The organism is Exiguobacterium sp. QJM3NY_9 (genome assembly GCF_056173545.1).
This window is the reverse complement of the sequence record NZ_CM149679.1, coordinates 1,410,842-1,428,252: the sequence shown is the minus strand read 5'-3', so window position 1 is coordinate 1,428,252 and position 17,411 is coordinate 1,410,842. Positions and strand designations below refer to the sequence as shown.

Genomic DNA, 17,411 nt, shown 5'->3' with positions numbered 1-17,411 from the left:
GGAGGATTTAACATGCGACTACAGCATGAACGCATTTATTTACGTCCATTAACAATAAAAGACGCACCTCTACTACTAGCAGCATCTCAAGACGACGAAATCCGATATGTGACGGCAACTAAAGCAATCTTTACGTTAAAGCAAATTCAACAGCACATAAAAATTATAAACAGCGATTCAACACGTTATGATTTTGCAATCTGTCTCAACAGTAACAATAAAATGATAGGAGAATTGTCTGTTTTTGAGATAGATCAAGAAAATAAGCGAGCAGGATTTCGAATTTCCATGAGTTCATTGAAATTAACAGGAAAAGGTTATGGTTCGGAAGCCTTACAATTAACGTTGCACCTCGTATTTAACGAACTACGATTGAATCGACTTCAACTTGAAGTATATAGTCATAATGCAAATGGGATAGCAGCTTATAAAAAAGCAGGGTTTGTAACGGAAGGTGCAATCCGTGAATCGATAAATTATAATGGGATTTATTTTGATGAACTGATTATGTCTATGCTCAAAAGTGATTATGAAAAACTGACTAACGCAAAACAAATTGCATCAAAGCTGATCTAAAAACTTCCGTACGTCTCGCTTCGATGACAAAATGACGACGTTTTTCGTATGTCTCACTTCGTCAAGCTGGCGTAAGACTCCCGGTCGCCGCGCTTTCGGGTACTGCCACACCCACTTCAGGAACTGCCAGCTGAATTGTTCGATGCAGCCTTCCCCCATGTCCGGCCGTGTCCGGTTACGGTACTTCAGATTGCGTTTGATGACCCGGTACGCACAAACGGTCCGCGGCATGTCGAGAAAGATGACCGTATCGGCGGCGTCAAGCCGCATCCCGAGCGTTCCCCCGTAGTTTCCGTCAAGGATCCATTCCGGTTGTTCCATCAACTGCCGTTGCACCTCTATTTGCTCGTCCCGCGGGACGGCAACCCAATTCGGTTTCCAGAACAAGGCATCGAGATGCGACACCTTAATCCCGGTTTGTTCATGCAATTGACGTCCGAACGTCGATTTCCCCGAACCGCCGGAACCGATGATGATGATTTTCTTCATGATTCTCCCCCTAAAATTTCGCATAAAAACAGACTGCCGGCTTACGGCAGTCCGTTCATTTCTTCATATTATTCCACTTCAATTCGTCGCCATAACAGATTCAACAACACCGTCATCCCACTAATCGGAATTAAAAATAACAATGCTATCATCATCAGACCATCCATCGTCGCTATCCCCTTTTGTTCTTCTTTTATCAAGTATATTGCGAAAGAAAGCGGTTGCCCTCCACCTTAAGACCGATTTCCTTATCCTGCCTTGTCCTGACTGATATTACTAGCTGCGTGATGTGACGTAAGCAGCATCAAGAATACGGCACCGACCAGTCCTGAACCGCCGAAGAACAGAAAAACGTGTTCGATTGACAGGAAGGTCGTCATATAACCGGATAAGACGTAACAGACCGCAGAACAAAGTGTCGAGACGGCGACCATCGCCGAGCGGACCCGTCCGAGCAGTAAATCCGGCGTCGTTTGCTGGAGCAGCGTCGAAAACGGAATTCCGAATAAACTGAGGGCAGCACCCAGTAAAAAGAGCGCGATGAAAGCGAGCGACACGGTATCCGTCCAGCTGAGGATGATGATAAAGAGGCCTTGTAACAACACGGACAGCCGGAACAGTCGACCGAGGGCGACTTGTTTCGCGAACCGGGCATAGAGCAGCGACATGAGAATGCCACCGATGACGAGCGCGAGCTCCAGTACCGAAAAGGTTTTTGCTCCGCCAGCTACGACGTCTTTCGCGAACGGCGCGAGTAACGTATTCGCGGGTGTAATCATCCAGTTGGCGATGACGGCGAATCCTAAGATTTGCATCAGTTGCCGGTCTTGTTTTAAGTACGTCAGTCCTTCCGTCAAGGCGTCGATATACCGGTTCTGTTTCCCTTCTCCCCCGGGTGCAGCAGGCTTGATCGACAGGAGCAACAGCCACGCTGCGCCATGCAGGACGGCTTCCATCAGTAAAATCGTCTCGATAGAAAAGCTCGCAATCAGCACGCCGCCAATTAAGAGTCCGCTTAATGTACCGATCCGGTCAAGCGTACTTAAATAGGCATTGGCGACCGGTAACCGGTCTGCTTCGACGAGTCGGGTCACGACTTTGAATGCCGTATTTCCGCCAATCGTCTGTAAAACCGTCTGAGCAATCAATAATGCAACCAGCAGTCCGGTCGAGCCGGAAAACAGGAACAAACCGCCCGCCGTCAAAACTAATAATCCCGTCCGGACGGCAACCGTCCCCTTGAGTAAGCGGACCGGGTCGACACGATCAATCCACGGACCACTAAAGGTCGCGACGACGAACCGCGTCAAAAAGACGGCGCCAATCAACAGGGCAAGTTGAAACGCCGGCAACCGTTCTGCACTCGTCCAGTAGATGGCGATATAGGAGATGCTCGCACCAACGACGGCAAATAAATCAGACAGATAAAAATAGCGAAACACTTTAGGCACGTCGTTTCCTCCTTGATGAGATGTAACTCGATGCTTCATTTTACACTTATTTACATATCCTGTCGAAATGTTTTTTGACTTTTACAAATTCAAGACGGCGCGACATCTAGATGTCATCTAGAAGTCAAATTGTTATGTAGTTCTTACGGGACTGTAACGAGGTTTCACTATCCCTTCCTTTATACTGAAATAGAAGGAGGTGACGATCCATGAAAATGTACACACGTATCGATCCGAACGACGAAGCAACTGAAGTTCCATCAGAAACACGGCTTGGTTTCTATTTTTTACTGATTGTTTTACCGCTTGGTTTAGCCCACTTGGTTCAATCGCTCGTTCCTTCAACGGATCAACACCACTTGTTGTCGTTATCACTACTTACGTTTTTAGCAGTTCTGTTGTTTGCGATTCTCGGACATAAACATGATCGAAACGCAAAAGCGACGTTTTTCAGCTATGCCTTATTCTTAGGTGTCAGCTTACTTTCGACGCTTGCGATTCCAATCATTTAACTTTAAAAAAACGCCATTCCTAGTTTTAGGAATGGCGTTTTCAGACTCTAGACAATCTCTGTGGAAAACGAGGAATTTATACGGGGAAGATTGCGTGTCGCGCTTTCCTGTCTCGCCTCGTCTCCCCCCCTGCGCCACTGCCTAAAAAGCGTCACGTTTCGTTGACTCCTACGGGGAAAAGTGCGTGTTTAACGCGACTTGCAAGAGGCAGGCAAGACGCTGCTCATTGTCCGTAAGGATCAAGGAGCAACGGCTTGCGCCTCGCCCGAGGAAAGCAACGAAAAAAAGACGCTTTTTAGGAGGTATTGTCTAATATCATTTTGTCTTCATAGTCAAACACTGCTCCTCGTTTTGGGGATGACGTTTAAGCTGTTCATTAAGACATCATGGTTGCAGCCGTTAATCGATTTGATAGGAGCGAAACTCTATGTAAAAAATTAATACACTTTGATTTTTTTCAGATTGAGACATTACAATCAGTAGATACTGATAGATTCACAAGAAAGGATGCGCATCCCGTTGCATGAAAGTACTCTAAAAGAACTTATGCCAAAAGGAATCGATTATATCGACAAGATGATGGTCAACCGGTTTCAGGCCATTCCCATCGATAAAGACGACGAAAAAATTGTCAATGTAATGGACGACCCTTTTATACCGCCTTATAAGACGATTTGTGGTGTTTACTGCATCTATCGGCGATCCATCCTGGATGTATTGCGTGGTCATATTGCATCGTTCGAAAGCTATGAATTTAAAACCGCATTTACTGCCGATAAATTAATTGAAGAACAGCATGTGGAAGATGTTCTCGATTTTGCAACATTTGTCGTGATCGCTTCCGCGGATAAGGAAGTGATGTCACATTACTTTATCGGCGGCGACTGCGAAAAACTCAACAGCATCTTAAACGTGTGCTCCGGTTATCCTGAAGGGACGAATGAAAAAACCTTTTCTCATACGATTCAACGCTTCAAGAAGGATATTACGACAGTCGAAAACATGGGGTATCTGGAAAATATAGTGCATGAAAAGGCATAGGCATTTGACTGACTGTCAAAAGCGAGTGTAAATCGAACCCGCTTCAACAACCAAACGCAAAACCAAGCCTCCGCTCAAAAAGCGAAGGCTTGTTCTTTTATACAAATTAGTTCGAGTTCGCGCCACCGACGTACGTAAAGAGTGGTCCGCGTAGCTGGAAGGAATAATCTGCAGCGTTGACGATCCCGACGATTGCGTCACTTTCGAGCAATTGATCAAGGAACGTCGCCATTTCTGCCGCTGTATGATACTGCGGGACGTTTTTGCTGTAATCGAATCCTGCCTCACCGCGTGAACGATCCGCGAATTCTGTTTCCGTCGCTGCCGGTGCAAGGACTTTTGCCCGCAACTTCGCACCGGATTGTTGCAATTCTTGCGCGAGGCCTTCCGTGTAGGCACTGACGTAGAACTTCGTCGCACAATACGTGACCGCATTCGGCACAATCCGGTAGCCGCCGCCTGACGAGACGTTGAGGACCGTTGTCCCTTCGACGTCATGGTGGTCACGGACGTAGAGACTCGTCAGGACCGTCAACGCTTCGATGTTCAAACGAAGCATCTTCTCGATTTTTCCAATTTCGATGTCTTTGACGTTGTCGAAGTCTCCGAATCCGGCGTTGTTGATCCACGTCTCGATTTCAAGGTGCTTGACGTCGTCATACAACTGATGCACGTTCGCCATCTCCGTCAAGTCGACTGAATGAAGGATGATATCAAGTTCCGGATAGGTCTTCAGTAAATCGTCCCGTAACGCTTCGAGCTGATCGTTCCGCCGGGCGACGAGGACAAGCGATTTTCCTTTTGCAGCGAGAACTTTCGCCGTTTCAAACCCAATCCCTGAACTTGCTCCTGTAATGACCGTATACTTCATCTGTTTTTCCCCATTTCGTTTTGGTATAGTGAGAGTCTACTCCTTCGAGTGAACTCTAAGTCAAGCAGAAAAGGTGATGTTGATGTATTCCATCTCAGAAGTCAGTCGATTGACTGATACGAGTGCCCACACGATTCGTTATTACGAAAAGGAAGGACTGCTATTTCCGGACCGGACGGCAAGCGGCGTCCGGCAGTACGATGACAAGCACATCGACTGGCTCCGGTTCGTCCTCCGCCTGCGGGCAACACACATGCCGATCGACCAAATCCGGCAGTATGTCGCGTTGTTCCGCGCTTCTTCAAGCGACCATGATACGACGCTTGATCGGCTCGCCCTGCTCGAACAGCACCAAACCCTTGTCCGGGCGCAGCTTGCCGAATTACAACTGACGGAACAGATGATCACCGAAAAAATCAGCAGCTACCATCGCCTACATCCGTACATTCCCGGGAAACAGCCTTCTCAATCCCGTTAAGCTGAAAATTCTGCCGTCAAGCGGGTGATCAACTGTTCGAACGCCTCGTTTGAGACGGCGTCGAAGGCGTCACCGAAACTGATTTCCGTCGAACAGTATCCGTCGTGTTCGACGAGGTATCCGACGAGGCCAAGTCCAAGTTCGTCTTGGATGCGCGTCAATCGTGCAGCGACATCTGCCACCTCACCATTAAAGTGGAGATGGAACATGTTCGAGACCGGAACGCGCGGTGTCGTGAAAATGTTGTCGATCGCGTTCAACCGCTCGGCGACGTGTTTTGCCTGCTCATAATAGTGCCCCATCCGGTCCTTGCGTTGCTCATAATAATAGTCGGACGAAATGACATAAGGGTAGAGACTGATCAAGTCGCCGCCGTAACGCCGTTTCCAAATCCGTGCTTCTGTCGTAAACGCCTTCGGACCGGCAAGGATCGCACCGGCAATCCCGCCGATTCCTTTATAAAACGATAAGTAGACACTATCGAACAAGCTCGCGACGTCGCTTGCCGGTTTGTCATAATACGGCAACAGTTCCAGCAGACGGGCACCGTCAAGATGAAGACGGATCCCCTGCTCCCGGCAGTAGGCGACAATCGCTTCTAACGCGCTGAATGGTGGCGCGACACCACCGAGTTCGCGGTTCGGCAGTTCGAGTAACAGGCAGGCAATCTCCGGTAAGGCTTTGATGTCGTCTAGCGTCATCATCTTGTCCCGTTCACCGACGAGGATCGGCTCGATCGGATGAAGCTGCCGTAAGCCATCCTGTTCATGCAGCTCTAAGTGACAGAGCGGATGGTAGGCGACGTGCCGGTTGTTTCGGTCATCGGACCAAATCCGTAACGCGATTTGCTGCGCCATCGTTCCGCTCGGGAAAAAGACGGCTGATTCATGCCCGAGCAACGTCGCGATTTTTTGTTCGAAGTCGTTGATGACCGCTCCGTTCCCGTAAATGTCACTGCTCGTATCGTCGGCGACGTTTAGCAAGGCGTCTTTTAAGACACCGACGTTCCGCTTGCCGTGTCCACTGACTTGATGCCGCGCTGCTTGAAAACTTCTTCGTAATTCTTCCATGACCGAAAACCCCCTATTATTTTTGTAAATAATGACTATATTTTGAAAAAAACAAATAACAGACTGTACTTCTTTTGCTATACTCTTCCTAAAGATTCATCCCGTTCAGCTCGAGAGAGGAGTAGGTCGATGCCCCGGTCATTTCGTTTAAAAGTCTGTTTGTACATCAGTTTGACGTGTTTCCTTGTTTTACTCGCCCAATCCGTCCTCCCGTCCGTATATTCTTCGACTTTATCACTCTTACATAAAAAAACTGATTCCTCGTGCGTAGCGCGTTGCGGCGATCAAGGGGATTCGTCCATCGTATCCAGCGGCGAATCGTTCAACGTGGACAGTGGTGCTGTCGCCGACGTCGAATCGATCACGCCGGAAAAACCGCTCTTTCGGACGAGTTTCGACTCTTCCATCTCGGCTCCACCTTATATTCTCATCTTAATCGTTTTAAGCTTCGCGACGCTCGCCTTTTTTTATTATTACATCAAGATTTACCGACCGAACCGGTTCCAACTCGCGGGGTTCGATTATGAGCATCACGTCACCGTCATCATCCAGCCGGATCGTGACGTATCTTCCGAACAGATTCGCGAACATATTCAATTTTTTAATTTTCGGCTACCGAAACATCTACAACGTTATGGTCATGAAACAATCACGGAATGGTTTGAGCGGATTGGTTTCCCTTCCCCCGTCGATCCGGGTTATTTCGAGGTCCGTTACGGCAACACGCATCAACTGAAAATCCATCAATTTACGTTTTTCAAACAAGCGACTGATGATTTTTTACGTAAACAACATCTCTAAACATTAATTTAAACGAAGCAAGGCGTGAGCACGACTCCTGCCGCTTCGTTTTTTTAATTTCCCAATCCTCATCAATTTTCATTTTCTGTCGCTTTTCTGATATTTTCCGATAAAACTGGGTAATAACTACTATATAAGGCAAGCCGATTTTTTTATCCAGGTTTGGACAGGTTTTTTCGCAAGAGAGCGAGGTGAAACGGGATGATTTCAGCACAGGAAGCATACTTTATTAAAAATGGATTGAATGAGCAATTTGAGGACCCCCGAATCGACTGCGATTTTTCTATTTTCTCGCTCGAACCATTCCAACTCCTATTACACGTACATGATGCAGACATGGATGAACTGAGTACCGAGATTCGTTATGGGCTAAGTCGTAAAATCCGTTCACAGCTCCATCAACTCGATGCTAAACTGGGTGGAACACCGATCAACGTCGTGTTTGTGGTTTCTGCACCGTTAATCTCTGACAATTCGTACTGTGTGATTTTACATTGAATTCATTCAAAAAAGGCAGCAGCTTCTGCGGAAGCTGTTGCCTTTTACGATTACGATCCATATTCAACTCGCATCATGACGGACGAGCTGATTTTTCCCCGCTGCTTTTGCCGCATACAGTGCCATGTCGGCGCGATCAATTAAATGAATCTCTGTTAGCGCATCATCCGGCTGAACGGTCGCCATTCCTAAACTGACACTGACTTGGCACAGGGGCGCATACCGTTCATGGGGTAACTTCAAGTCAAGAATCCCTGTCCGGATCCGCTCGGCAACGAGCTCACCTTGTGCCGATTGCTCCGAGAGAACGACTGCAAATTCCTCACCGCCGTACCGGGCGACGTGTCCGAATGGTCCAGCCTGTTTCTTCAGGACACTCGCGACCTGTTTCAGACAGGCATCCCCTTGTAAGTGCCCATACGTATCGTTATAGAGTTTAAAGGCATCGACGTCGAGCAGGATGAGCGTCACTTCTGAAGCGGAAAGCCGCGCCTCTTCAAAGACACGCTCGAGGTGTTCGTCGAACGCCCGCCGGTTCGGGATCCCCGTCAAACTATCGTGTAGCGACCGGCGAATCAACGCACGTTTACTGCGTTCGAGCCGAAACGTCTGCAAAAAGGCGAACAAAATCAAGACGGCGACACTTAACACGATGACGATGACCCATTTTGCAGAGGATGAGGCCGCTTTTGACCGGTTCGTCGCTGCCATGACAATCTGTTCGATTTCAGCCCGGATTTTAATGTCGATCGGGCGAAATTGATTGATGTACGCCATGCCGTCATAACGATTCCGCTCGGCTTCGATCAGATTGTCTTGTTGAATATACGTAAGCTGCTGTTGATAAAAGGCATCGGTCTGTTGCAGGAGCGGCACTGCCTCCTCCTGTAAAATCCGGCGCATCGTCGGGTCACGATCGTCGAGCTGCTCTAACGCTTCAAGCGACGCCTGCAGGTTCGCGCGCGTCGTCTGGAATTGTTCGAAGTCTTGCTGACGTCGTTCCAGGTAAAAGCTCCGCACCGTTAATTCTTGATCGAGTAGTAAAGGAAACAATTGGGATGCTGTATTCGAAATCGGAATCGCTTCTGCAAGAATCCGGTCGTTCTCCCGCTCGATATTAGAAAACGCAGTGTAACTCCAAATACTTGTAAACATCAATGAAAACAAAGCCGTCATTAAGAACCATTGCAATGCGGAAAATTTCACGTCCAGTCAGACCTCTCTCTTTATACGCTCTCGCAAGAATCGAGAACGATTCAATTCATCACCTCTTTATCGGCATCTCGACTTCAAAGTATTAGCGTTCATCGCACATTCAGTCCGTCGGAACACTGCGCTTGAGTTCGTCAAGCAACGCTTGCGCCTCTTTTGCGGCCCGGGTGACGTTATTGTTTTTCCACCAGGCGACGAGTGTACCCAAAATGCCGACGAGCGTCGTCACTGCGAGATCGACGGCTGTCTCTGCAAATGGTAACGGATCATACCCGCTCGCAAGAAGCGTCAAATTGACAATCGAATAGAGGGGGACGATCAGTCGCAAGGTTGCTGCATATCGCTCCGTCATCCGCGTCCCTCCTGAAACAAATGACGCCATGTCACAGGGCCAACGATTCCGTCGACTGTGATTTTCACCTGTCGCTGAAAGTCTTTGACGGCACGCGTCAGACCGTCATCAAACCGGCCGCTCGCCGGAAGACGTAACTTCATTTGAATCAAGCGAATCGTCTCCTTGTCCTGACTCCCTTTCGCTAGAGCACGTCCTAGATAAAGCGGGGCAAGGTGCGGCTTCTTCTTCCCGTTGACGGCGTCGAACAGTTGAAAGTGCGGATAATCCCGAAATGGTGTCCAGTCCCCGCCCCATTCCATCTGTCGCTGCTTCATCGCCGCGACAATCCGCGACAACCGTTTGTCCGGTGGTGCTAAAAATTCAGCGCGTGTTCCGTCAGAAGAATAACAAAAGAGATCGACGGCGACACCGAAGTTATGATTCGACTGTCCCCCGCGCGCGTAGGTGACGATTTTTCCAGGGCGTGTCCGTCCTACAGCATACAAGGCATCCTGTTCCTGTTTCGTCCGGTAGCTTTGCGCGACGCCGACGTAAATCTGTTGTTGTGCGAGTTCTTTGATGACGCTCCGCGTGATCGTGACGACATCCGCGTCCATTCCCTTGACGGATAATTTCCGATCGGCGCGTTCGAGTAGCCATGCTGTGCTGATAGTCATCTGTGTATCCTCCTTTATTTTTTTAAATCAATTGGGCGAGCAAGTCCGTCAGTTCGGCTTCACCCGGGATTGATGCTTGTAGTGCCGCTTGTCGCTTTTCTTCGAACAGCCGCTGTTCTGTCCGCTCCATTTCGACCCAGGCCGGTAACACGGCTGACGAACGGTGCTTCGTCCGTGCCGGTCGTTCCGCCCGTCTCGATTCATGACGCTTGATTTGTTCACCTGACGTGATTTGGCGCGCATGTAACTGATCGATGACGGCTTTGACGTATTGCCACTTGCGGACATTCGCCGCTGCCGCTTGTTCGATTGCATGGACGACGACGTCATGACTCGTCTTTATCACGGCTTGCGCCAGTTGCTGTTTGATCCAAGGGGAGGTGCAGCCAATTTCTGCTTCGAACAACGTGAAGACGGAGGACGCCGTTGAGGATGGTTCTTTTTTTAAAGACTGTTTCTTCAAGACAGGTTCTTCGTCGTCATCTCGCGCCGCCCCGGTAGTCGGCTCCTGCTCCCCCGGTAGTCGTACCGCGTCCGGAACCGATCGGACGTGATATTCATTTGATGTTTGTCCACCGTGTTGATTGAAGCGTTCCTCCTTTTCAATCAACCCTTTTTCAAGTAACGACGCAAGACACGCTTTGACGGTCGTCTTGCCGCACGGGACGGCGTCCGCAATCGTCTGGTGCGACGGAAAGGCACTCCCGGATGCTCCGGCATAACTCGCCAAAATCAAATAAATCATTTTTTCATGAACCGATGAAAACTGTTGTCCGTCGCGCAGGACACGGTGCTCGACTTGTAAATAAGGGTGCATCGTTGGTTCCTCCTTTGATATGCAAAGGAGGTTCGCCTCCTTTCTCTTAAGGATTAACAGGACCGTTTCGACAATTGTTCGAAAAAAAATAAAAAAAACGTGCGTCAGCTGATTAAAAAATCAGTGACACACGTTTCGTTAGTCTTCACTCGAACCAGAGACTAAACAATAAGGGCAGCAGTCCCGCGAGTAACACGGCCCCGATCGACGATGAGACGGTCGCGAACACGAACAGTCCTTTTGAGATTTGTTGCCGCCGGTAAGCGATTGACCCGGCCCGGATGATCGTAAAGAGCATCCCACCCGCAATTAAAAATGAACCGATAAGAATGATGAGTTGTTCCAAGACACTACCTCCACGTTACTTAAATATCGTTAGGATAAACGGTAAGGCGAGCAGCAGAATCGCCGTCGTGAAAACGATTTTGTAAGTTGCTTCCCGATCCGTATTCCGCTTCTTTTTTTGTATGTAGACGACGCCATAAATGATTGTGACGAGCATAATCAATATGGCGAGTAATGAACCGATTGTCGTACTCATCTGTCTCCCCCCTTCCCTACTGACACTACGCAGCGGTCAGTGGAAAAGTTTCAGTTCTTAACGCCTCCTATCCCTTAATCATCAATCATAGCCTGTCCATCCGCGCTCAGTTTATTGATAGCCTGACGCATCTGTTCGATCTCAGTTTCCGAATGCCGTGTCCACTTGCCAAGCTCTGCCACGATTTTCAACGGCGCTTTCGAACGGTAGGACCGGGTCGGATTTCCGGGAAACTTTTTATCAGTCAAGTTCGGGTCATCTTCATACGGTCCAGTCGGTTCGACGAGATAAATATGTTCGTCCCCGTCCGAGCGGGCGAGCTCCGCTCCCCATTTCGCAGCGTCCAAAGTTGCCGTGAAATAAATATGATTGGCACGCTTATCCTGATAATTTGATTGGTTCCCGGCATCCAGTACTTGACCAATCTCTAAGCTCGCTTTTGTACCATGAAAAAACGGTCCGGAATCAAGTGGTTTCTCCATCGTGTTCCCCCTCTTTCTTTTTTGGTGATATGTTCGATTATAAGTGATGCTTTCATGTATTGGGAGTCTATTCATCATTGTCAAATCAAGGTAAACTTAAAGTAGACAGTAACATCACTTGCTTTTACGTTTTCTCTCCACCTTTAGTCAAAACCGCTCTTTTATTGACAACTTTTGTCAAAGTGGTAATGTGAAAGTATCATGCGCAAGGATGTGAAAACCATGTTCATCGTCGAACTGCTCGTGAATGCCTGCATTGCCTTCACAGGATTTTATATCATTTCGAAAATTATCCATTCCACCCATTTTGAATCTTATGTCGTCAAGTCAATCATCGTCGGCCTTTTGACAGGAGCGCTCGGCGTGTTATTGATGTTCAAAGGGATCGCTGTCAATGATTCGCTCCGCATGGATTTACGTCATATTCCGCTCATTCTACTCGCCTTTTACGGTAGTCGTTTCCCCCTCATCATCGCGACATTGATCATCGCCTGTTCCCGCTTTTTATTTGGTGTGACGGAACAAGCTGCCGTCGCCTTCGTCGCCGTCCTTTGCATCAGCATCGGGATGCTTGCGATTCACCGGAGACTACTCAATCGTCCTTTTCTCCAAAATATCTCGATGAATGTTTGGGCACTGATGATGATCACCATCGCCGTCCTGATTAACTTAGGCTGGAACGAAACGGCATTTAGTCTCTTGTTATCGACATGGACAATCGGCTTGACGGTCGGTGTGCTGTCCAGTCTGCTGACACTCGATTTCCAGCTGTTGAACCGTCAAGTCGATATCTATAAAAAGTCAGCCGAGCTTGATCATTTGACCGGTCTCTACAATCGCCGCGTTTGGGACGCTCGGACAGCAGGACTTGAACAAGAAGGTCGAATCTATAATATTCTCGCACTCGACATCGACCACTTCAAGCACGTCAATGATACATACGGGCATGGCAATGGTGACCTCGTCTTACAACAATTCGCGAACATCTTAAAAGAAGAGACGCGCCCGCATGACATCACGGCGCGGATCGGTGGCGAAGAGTTCATGATTTTGATTTATGATTTAGCCCCACAAAAAGCGACCAAAGTCGCAAACCGGATTCGGCAACGGATTGCGTCGCAACGCTTTCAAATCGACGGTTTCCCGGCAATCGATGTGACGACATCGATCGGTGTCGCCCACGGGAAGAACATTCATATTCAGCGGATGAGTGTCATCGCCGACGAAGCGTTGTATACCGCTAAGCAGCAAGGGCGTAACCGGACGATTTTGTTGGATAGCGAAAGTGAACAACATGTCGCAGCAACTGCGAGCCGGGAGACGGTTCGCTCTTGATTGGAGGTAAAGTATGCAAGAGAAGAAACTTGATTTCATTACGACGGCAGAAGCGATTCTATTCGTCAGTTCACTGTTCATGTGGATTTACGTCGCCCATACCTTTGTTTTCATCGATTCCTTTGCCTCGTTGTTTTTCATGCAATCGTGGTGGCTTCTGTTACCAGTCATGACATTCCTGATGTTTTTGACATCGTTCATCAGTCGCCGGACAGAGTGGCGCTGGAGTAATCCGGAAACGGAAGAGTTGAACGAAAAAAGAAAAGCCTGACTGAAACAGAAAAAGAGCACGAGCATGTCCGATTACCTCGGGCGACGCTTGTGCTCCTTTTCGCACACCCCGACGGACTAGTCGCGGGATTTATGTACTTTTCGATTAAAGAAATATTCGATTGTAATCAAGACGAAAGCAACACCGGTTAAGATGACGAACGCCAGCAAGGAATGGAGCAGCTTTTTATCGACAGTAACGTACATCGACAAGTAATAATTGATTGTGACAATCAATCCGAAGTAAATCAGGTAACGCATGTATTTCATAGTGGTTCCTCACTCTCTTAATAACTGATTTCTTAATTTTACTCGATAAGTGTGAATCATTCATTGTATATTAGGAAACTTCTCCCATTTTGAAACGTAGGTATGATTAGGCGATTGTCAAAGGAGGTAGCTTCATGTTCGAATACAAGTTCGTGCGGATTGATTTTAAGCGATTATCTGGTAATCCGAAGGAAGATTACCGGGAAGTAATCACGACACATCCCGCAGACGGCTGGCGCTTCGTACAAATTTTCGCTCCAGATTTCGTCACGTCCGGTGTTGCCGTCGGTACTTACTATGAATTGATTTTTGAGCGAATAAAACGGTTCGAAATTACGGACACGAAAACATCTTAAGGAGACTCAAACGCATGCACATCGAGACAGCTCGATTACGACTTATTCCTTTTACACAGGAACAGCTTCCGGTTATTACCCGTCAAAACTATCGGAACGGTCCCGAAATTTCGAATCATTTAAAGGCATTGGAACAGGATCCGTCCTTATTATTCTGGGGAAGTTGGTTAATCATCCGCCAGGCAGATGATGTCATCATTGGTGATGCCGGTTTTAAAGGGAAACCGGATCGAGACGGAGAGGTAGAAATCGGTTACGGTTTGCTCGAGCACTACTGGCAGAATGGATACGCAACAGAAGCTGTCGCAGGGTTGATTCAATAGGCGCGACAGACAACAGCTGTCTCAAACATCGTTGCCAAAACGGATGCAACCAATCGAGGATCGATCCGCGTATTAGAAAAAGTGAACATGGAACGATTACAAGAAACGGATTCAACGATTTATTGGGAAATACAAACAAATCCGATTAACTAGTTCCACAACACCATGTGGTAGCGATATTATTGTCGCTACTTCTTTTTTCGTGTCGCTTCAAACATTTGATTGCCTTCAAACAAACAATCGCGTAACATCAAATGTAATAAATTTCTATTTCAAAATAAAAAATTGGTTATTTACAACCAGAAGGGAGCGCCCGACTATGAATCGTACAGCTTGGAAATACCCTGCTTTGCTCCTGATCGGTGTCGGAATCTCGAACTTAGGCGCCTGGGTGTACTTCATTGCCCTCAATTTGATTATTCTTGATCGAACAAGTTCTGCGTTCGCGGTATCACTTTTATACATGTTAGTTCCGGTCGCTTCTTTAATAACGAGTTTATGGTCCGGTTCTTTGATTGATCGGGTCGATAAACGCAAATTGATGATGCTACTCGATTTATCACGTGCACTCTTCATCGCTCTTCTCCCCTTCATCGACTCGTTGTTCTTCATCTATACAGTCGTCTTTCTGATCAACGTTGGTAGCTCCTTGTTTGAATCAACATCGATGATTTATATGACGAAGCTTGTCTCAAAAGGTAATCGTCAACGTTTTAATGCGTTGAAAAATTTCATTCAATCGTGCGGTTTCATTGTCGGTCCGACGATTGCCGGTCTCCTGTTCATCATGGGCTCACCGTCCCTTGCGATTCATATCAATGCTGTCGCGCTCGCCATTTCTGCCCTTATCTTATTTTTCCTGCCCGCTTTAGAAAAAGAATTGACCTTTGCGCAGGCAGAACGATTGAGTCTTCAAATGATTATCAGCGACTGGAGAGAAACGTTGCGCTTTACGAGCCATCACCGTTACATCACGCTCGTCTACAGTCTCTTTTGCGTCATGATGGTTTTCATGTCGGGTCTTGATTCACTCGAGGCTTCGTTTGCGACACTTGTGCTCGGTTTCTCGGAAAGCACCTATGGATTTCTTGTCAGTATCGCCGGGATCGGGATCATCCTCGGTTCCATCATTAATGCGACCTGCACGAAATGGCTGAGTCTTCGCTTTTTGATTGGCTTCGGTGCAGTCACTACGCCCATCGGCTACCTTCTATTCGCTACTTCCGATAACTTCATGGTAGCTTCCGCCGGCTTTTTCCTACTGACATTCGCTCTATCGTTTGCGAATACGGGCTTTTTATCGTTTTACCAAAACAATGTCCCGGTCAATCTCATGGGCCGCTTTTCAGGAGTCATCAATGTCGCCGAGTCACTCTTCATCATTCTCTTGACGGCGACAATCGGTTTACTCGCCGAAACCTTTTCCATCCGCGCGACATACATCATCTTTTCAATTGGTTTTTTACTCATCGGTTTACTCACGATACCGCTCGTCTTTAACCGTTCGAAGCAAAATCTTTATGAGCAGCCAATCGAAGAGAAGATAAAAGTCTCGTAAGAAACAACAAACCGTTTCCTTCATCCCTTCCTCATTTCCAATGTTTCTGACGGTTGTAAACGCGGCGCCGTCGCCTCGTACCAGTGATAACAGAGAATGATGATGAGCGCGAGATCAACGACATCTCCCCCGTAATACATCAGCATGGCCCCTTGTTCCGCTTCCGCCTTCCCTACTCCACCGGGTGGATGAGCGTAGAGATATTTCGAAAGAATCTTATGCCCCGCTAATGCCAGTATTAAGATACTTGCCCGGTAGACGTGACTGTAGCGGTGCGGCGTCAAATCGATATAAATCAGGGCACTTGTAAACAAGTAACCGGCCAGGAAGACGTGGAGATGGATCAGCGCATAGAGTGCAGTTGACTGATGCATCATCGGATAGAGTCCTGTCGTATAAAGCAGGTACAAGCCGCCGATGTTTAAAACCGTTGCCGTCATCGGGTGCGTCAAGAGACGAAGCGGCTGACTGTTCAAGACGCCCGTCACCCGTCTTGCCGCCTGCACGGGTAGCGTCCGTAACAATAACGTCACCGGCTTCGCAAACACGAGCAGGAGTGGTGCGAGCATCCCGAGTAAGAGATGCCCCGTCATATGTCCCGTGAAGTTCATGTGTGCCCAGTCTGCAAGCGGACCGACGAGTGCAGCACCGGCACTCAGTACCCCGCTTCCCCAAAACACGTACCGATGGATTGGCCAGCGCCGGTAGTGATTGTTCGTTTTCCAGGCGGCAACCGGATACACGAGAAGTAAGACAAGCACGAGGAGCGTCACACTCGTTTCAAAACCGTTTCCCATGCCTTCATGCGTATGCATCACTTATTTCGCCTCCCCTGTCGTCCGCATTTGTTTCCCGGTCTGCAGGAATAACACAATCCCTCCCGCTAAAATAAGCGCAGCGATCGCATTCCAGGCGATATCATACGGAAGAAGTTCCACACCGTAACGAATTTGATGAATCGCAAAGACTTTGTGATTGATCAGACCATCATACAATTGAAAAAAACCTCCGCCGATCATCACACCACTGATCCACCGCTTCATCCAAAAGGCGGATCGTCTCCGCAAGTCTGCAACTAGAAAAAGAGCTGCCACTGTCGCGAACCAACTGAATGCGTGAAACAGACCATCAGAAAACAGTCCGACCGCGGTCGTTGATTTGTCATAAAAATGATGCCAGCCTAACAATTGGTGAAAAATGACTTCGTCTAAGAATGCGACGAGACCCAGACCGAATAAAAAACCGGATGCGAGGTTGCGCAACGCATAACGCTGTTGATTTTTCTGCATGAACGGACACTTCCTTTCTTAAGATAGACGCTTCAAAACAATTTTTCCCTGTTGTCGTCGCAGTAAACGTGCTTCATTCGATGTACATCTTGAACATTCTATTAAAAATGCCGATCGACAAATCGAACTTGAGTAAATAATATTAACATTATTCGTTTAA

25 protein-coding genes are annotated in these 17,411 nt (G+C 47.9%); 11 read left to right on the top strand and 14 right to left on the bottom strand.

Translation table 11 applies throughout. From position 1 onward, the window contains the following. Positions 1 to 12: 12 nt before the first annotated feature. The gene (locus AC0VYQ_RS07300; RefSeq protein ID WP_475404641.1) at positions 13 to 576 is read left to right on the top strand and encodes a GNAT family N-acetyltransferase; all 564 of its coding nucleotides are present in this window, start codon (positions 13 to 15) and stop codon (positions 574 to 576) included. Here the strand turns inward: AC0VYQ_RS07300 and AC0VYQ_RS07295 are convergent. Both AC0VYQ_RS07295 and AC0VYQ_RS07290 read right to left on the bottom strand, forming a co-directional pair. Continuing rightward, positions 562 to 1,065, bottom strand: coding sequence for a DNA topology modulation protein (locus AC0VYQ_RS07295; RefSeq protein WP_475404640.1), 504 nt, complete (start codon positions 1,063 to 1,065; stop codon positions 562 to 564). The two genes, AC0VYQ_RS07300 and AC0VYQ_RS07295, sit on opposite strands and share 15 nt — an antisense overlap. Before the next feature lie 248 nt (positions 1,066 to 1,313). Then, positions 1,314 to 2,516 (bottom strand): MFS transporter, encoded by a 1,203-nt coding sequence (locus tag AC0VYQ_RS07290; protein WP_475404639.1) that lies wholly within the window; start codon positions 2,514 to 2,516, stop codon positions 1,314 to 1,316. A gap of 209 nt (positions 2,517 to 2,725) precedes the next feature. On the opposite strand from AC0VYQ_RS07290, the gene AC0VYQ_RS07285 reads away from it, so the two are divergent. Both AC0VYQ_RS07285 and AC0VYQ_RS07280 read left to right on the top strand, forming a co-directional pair. Beyond that, complete coding sequence (locus AC0VYQ_RS07285) at positions 2,726 to 3,028, top strand: hypothetical protein (RefSeq protein WP_088836975.1); 303 nt, start codon at positions 2,726 to 2,728, stop codon at positions 3,026 to 3,028. Between the two features lie 519 nt (positions 3,029 to 3,547). Beyond that, positions 3,548 to 4,069: a hypothetical protein gene (locus AC0VYQ_RS07280; RefSeq protein WP_475404638.1), complete on the top strand. Its 522-nt coding sequence runs from the start codon at positions 3,548 to 3,550 to the stop codon at positions 4,067 to 4,069. A gap of 106 nt (positions 4,070 to 4,175) precedes the next feature. On the opposite strand, the gene AC0VYQ_RS07275 is transcribed toward AC0VYQ_RS07280, so the two are convergent. Beyond that, the gene (locus tag AC0VYQ_RS07275) at positions 4,176 to 4,940 is read right to left on the bottom strand and encodes an SDR family NAD(P)-dependent oxidoreductase (RefSeq protein WP_475404637.1); all 765 of its coding nucleotides are present in this window, start codon (positions 4,938 to 4,940) and stop codon (positions 4,176 to 4,178) included. An 82-nt stretch (positions 4,941 to 5,022) separates the two neighbouring features. Between AC0VYQ_RS07275 and AC0VYQ_RS07270 the strand changes: the two genes are divergently transcribed. After that, complete coding sequence (locus AC0VYQ_RS07270; protein WP_475404636.1) at positions 5,023 to 5,418, top strand: MerR family transcriptional regulator; 396 nt, start codon at positions 5,023 to 5,025, stop codon at positions 5,416 to 5,418. On the opposite strand, the gene AC0VYQ_RS07265 is transcribed toward AC0VYQ_RS07270, so the two are convergent. Continuing rightward, positions 5,415 to 6,488, bottom strand: a complete 1,074-nt coding sequence (locus AC0VYQ_RS07265; RefSeq protein ID WP_475404635.1) for a threonine aldolase family protein — start codon at positions 6,486 to 6,488, stop codon at positions 5,415 to 5,417. The two genes, AC0VYQ_RS07270 and AC0VYQ_RS07265, sit on opposite strands and share 4 nt — an antisense overlap. 129 nt (positions 6,489 to 6,617) lie before the next feature. Here AC0VYQ_RS07265 and AC0VYQ_RS07260 point away from each other — a divergent pair, with 129 nt between their 5' ends. Together AC0VYQ_RS07260 and AC0VYQ_RS07255 are read left to right on the top strand one after the other, a co-directional pair. Beyond that, the gene (locus tag AC0VYQ_RS07260; protein WP_475404634.1) at positions 6,618 to 7,289 is read left to right on the top strand and encodes a hypothetical protein; all 672 of its coding nucleotides are present in this window, start codon (positions 6,618 to 6,620) and stop codon (positions 7,287 to 7,289) included. 201 nt (positions 7,290 to 7,490) lie between these two features. Then, positions 7,491 to 7,787 (top strand): hypothetical protein, encoded by a 297-nt coding sequence (locus tag AC0VYQ_RS07255; RefSeq protein ID WP_088836969.1) that lies wholly within the window; start codon positions 7,491 to 7,493, stop codon positions 7,785 to 7,787. Between the two features lie 63 nt (positions 7,788 to 7,850). Here the strand turns inward: AC0VYQ_RS07255 and AC0VYQ_RS07250 are convergent, their stop codons facing one another. From AC0VYQ_RS07250 to arr, 7 genes are all read right to left on the bottom strand, one after another. Then, a complete protein-coding gene (locus tag AC0VYQ_RS07250; RefSeq protein ID WP_475404633.1) occupies positions 7,851 to 8,993 on the bottom strand; it encodes a GGDEF domain-containing protein in 1,143 nt (380 codons plus the stop codon). A 109-nt stretch (positions 8,994 to 9,102) separates the two neighbouring features. Then, positions 9,103 to 9,351 carry an SPP1 phage holin family protein gene (locus tag AC0VYQ_RS07245; RefSeq protein WP_475404632.1) on the bottom strand — a complete coding sequence of 83 codons (249 nt, stop codon included), beginning with the start codon at positions 9,349 to 9,351 and terminating at the stop codon, positions 9,103 to 9,105. Beyond that, positions 9,348 to 10,010 carry a M15 family metallopeptidase gene (locus AC0VYQ_RS07240; RefSeq protein ID WP_214801432.1) on the bottom strand — a complete coding sequence of 221 codons (663 nt, stop codon included), beginning with the start codon at positions 10,008 to 10,010 and terminating at the stop codon, positions 9,348 to 9,350. The genes AC0VYQ_RS07245 and AC0VYQ_RS07240 overlap by 4 nt, the downstream gene beginning before the upstream one ends. A gap of 22 nt (positions 10,011 to 10,032) precedes the next feature. Continuing rightward, complete coding sequence (locus AC0VYQ_RS07235; protein WP_475404631.1) at positions 10,033 to 10,827, bottom strand: helix-turn-helix domain-containing protein; 795 nt, start codon at positions 10,825 to 10,827, stop codon at positions 10,033 to 10,035. A gap of 145 nt (positions 10,828 to 10,972) precedes the next feature. Continuing rightward, entirely contained in the window at positions 10,973 to 11,173 is a 201-nt protein-coding gene (locus tag AC0VYQ_RS07230; RefSeq protein WP_088836965.1) for a hypothetical protein, read from the bottom strand. A 15-nt stretch (positions 11,174 to 11,188) separates the two neighbouring features. Continuing rightward, positions 11,189 to 11,368: a hypothetical protein gene (locus AC0VYQ_RS07225; protein ID WP_214801429.1), complete on the bottom strand. Its 180-nt coding sequence runs from the start codon at positions 11,366 to 11,368 to the stop codon at positions 11,189 to 11,191. 74 nt (positions 11,369 to 11,442) lie between these two features. Beyond that, a complete protein-coding gene (gene arr, locus AC0VYQ_RS07220) occupies positions 11,443 to 11,850 on the bottom strand; it encodes an NAD(+)--rifampin ADP-ribosyltransferase (protein ID WP_214894157.1) in 408 nt (135 codons plus the stop codon). A gap of 222 nt (positions 11,851 to 12,072) precedes the next feature. On the opposite strand from arr, the gene AC0VYQ_RS07215 reads away from it, so the two are divergent. Further along, positions 12,073 to 13,185 (top strand): GGDEF domain-containing protein, encoded by a 1,113-nt coding sequence (locus AC0VYQ_RS07215; protein WP_475404630.1) that lies wholly within the window; start codon positions 12,073 to 12,075, stop codon positions 13,183 to 13,185. 13 nt (positions 13,186 to 13,198) lie between these two features. Beyond that, positions 13,199 to 13,456, top strand: a complete 258-nt coding sequence (locus AC0VYQ_RS07210; RefSeq protein WP_475404629.1) for a hypothetical protein — start codon at positions 13,199 to 13,201, stop codon at positions 13,454 to 13,456. 77 nt (positions 13,457 to 13,533) lie between these two features. On the opposite strand, the gene AC0VYQ_RS07205 is transcribed toward AC0VYQ_RS07210, so the two are convergent. Beyond that, a complete protein-coding gene (locus AC0VYQ_RS07205) occupies positions 13,534 to 13,725 on the bottom strand; it encodes a hypothetical protein (protein WP_475404628.1) in 192 nt (63 codons plus the stop codon). A 134-nt stretch (positions 13,726 to 13,859) separates the two neighbouring features. On the opposite strand from AC0VYQ_RS07205, the gene AC0VYQ_RS07200 reads away from it, so the two are divergent. The 3 genes from AC0VYQ_RS07200 (at position 13,860) to AC0VYQ_RS07190 (ending at position 15,962) form a co-directional block, all read left to right on the top strand. After that, positions 13,860 to 14,081 (top strand): DUF4177 domain-containing protein, encoded by a 222-nt coding sequence (locus AC0VYQ_RS07200; RefSeq protein WP_475404627.1) that lies wholly within the window; start codon positions 13,860 to 13,862, stop codon positions 14,079 to 14,081. A 14-nt stretch (positions 14,082 to 14,095) separates the two neighbouring features. Next, positions 14,096 to 14,404, top strand: a complete 309-nt coding sequence (locus AC0VYQ_RS07195) for a GNAT family N-acetyltransferase (RefSeq protein ID WP_475404626.1) — start codon at positions 14,096 to 14,098, stop codon at positions 14,402 to 14,404. A gap of 319 nt (positions 14,405 to 14,723) precedes the next feature. Continuing rightward, the gene (locus AC0VYQ_RS07190; RefSeq protein WP_475404625.1) at positions 14,724 to 15,962 is read left to right on the top strand and encodes an MFS transporter; all 1,239 of its coding nucleotides are present in this window, start codon (positions 14,724 to 14,726) and stop codon (positions 15,960 to 15,962) included. Between the two features lie 20 nt (positions 15,963 to 15,982). Here the strand turns inward: AC0VYQ_RS07190 and AC0VYQ_RS07185 are convergent, their stop codons facing one another. After that, entirely contained in the window at positions 15,983 to 16,777 is a 795-nt protein-coding gene (locus AC0VYQ_RS07185; RefSeq protein ID WP_475404743.1) for a cytochrome c oxidase assembly protein, read from the bottom strand. Positions 16,778 to 16,780: 3 nt separating this feature from the next. After that, the gene (locus AC0VYQ_RS07180) at positions 16,781 to 17,251 is read right to left on the bottom strand and encodes a DUF2243 domain-containing protein (protein WP_475404624.1); all 471 of its coding nucleotides are present in this window, start codon (positions 17,249 to 17,251) and stop codon (positions 16,781 to 16,783) included. Positions 17,252 to 17,411 lie beyond the last annotated feature (160 nt).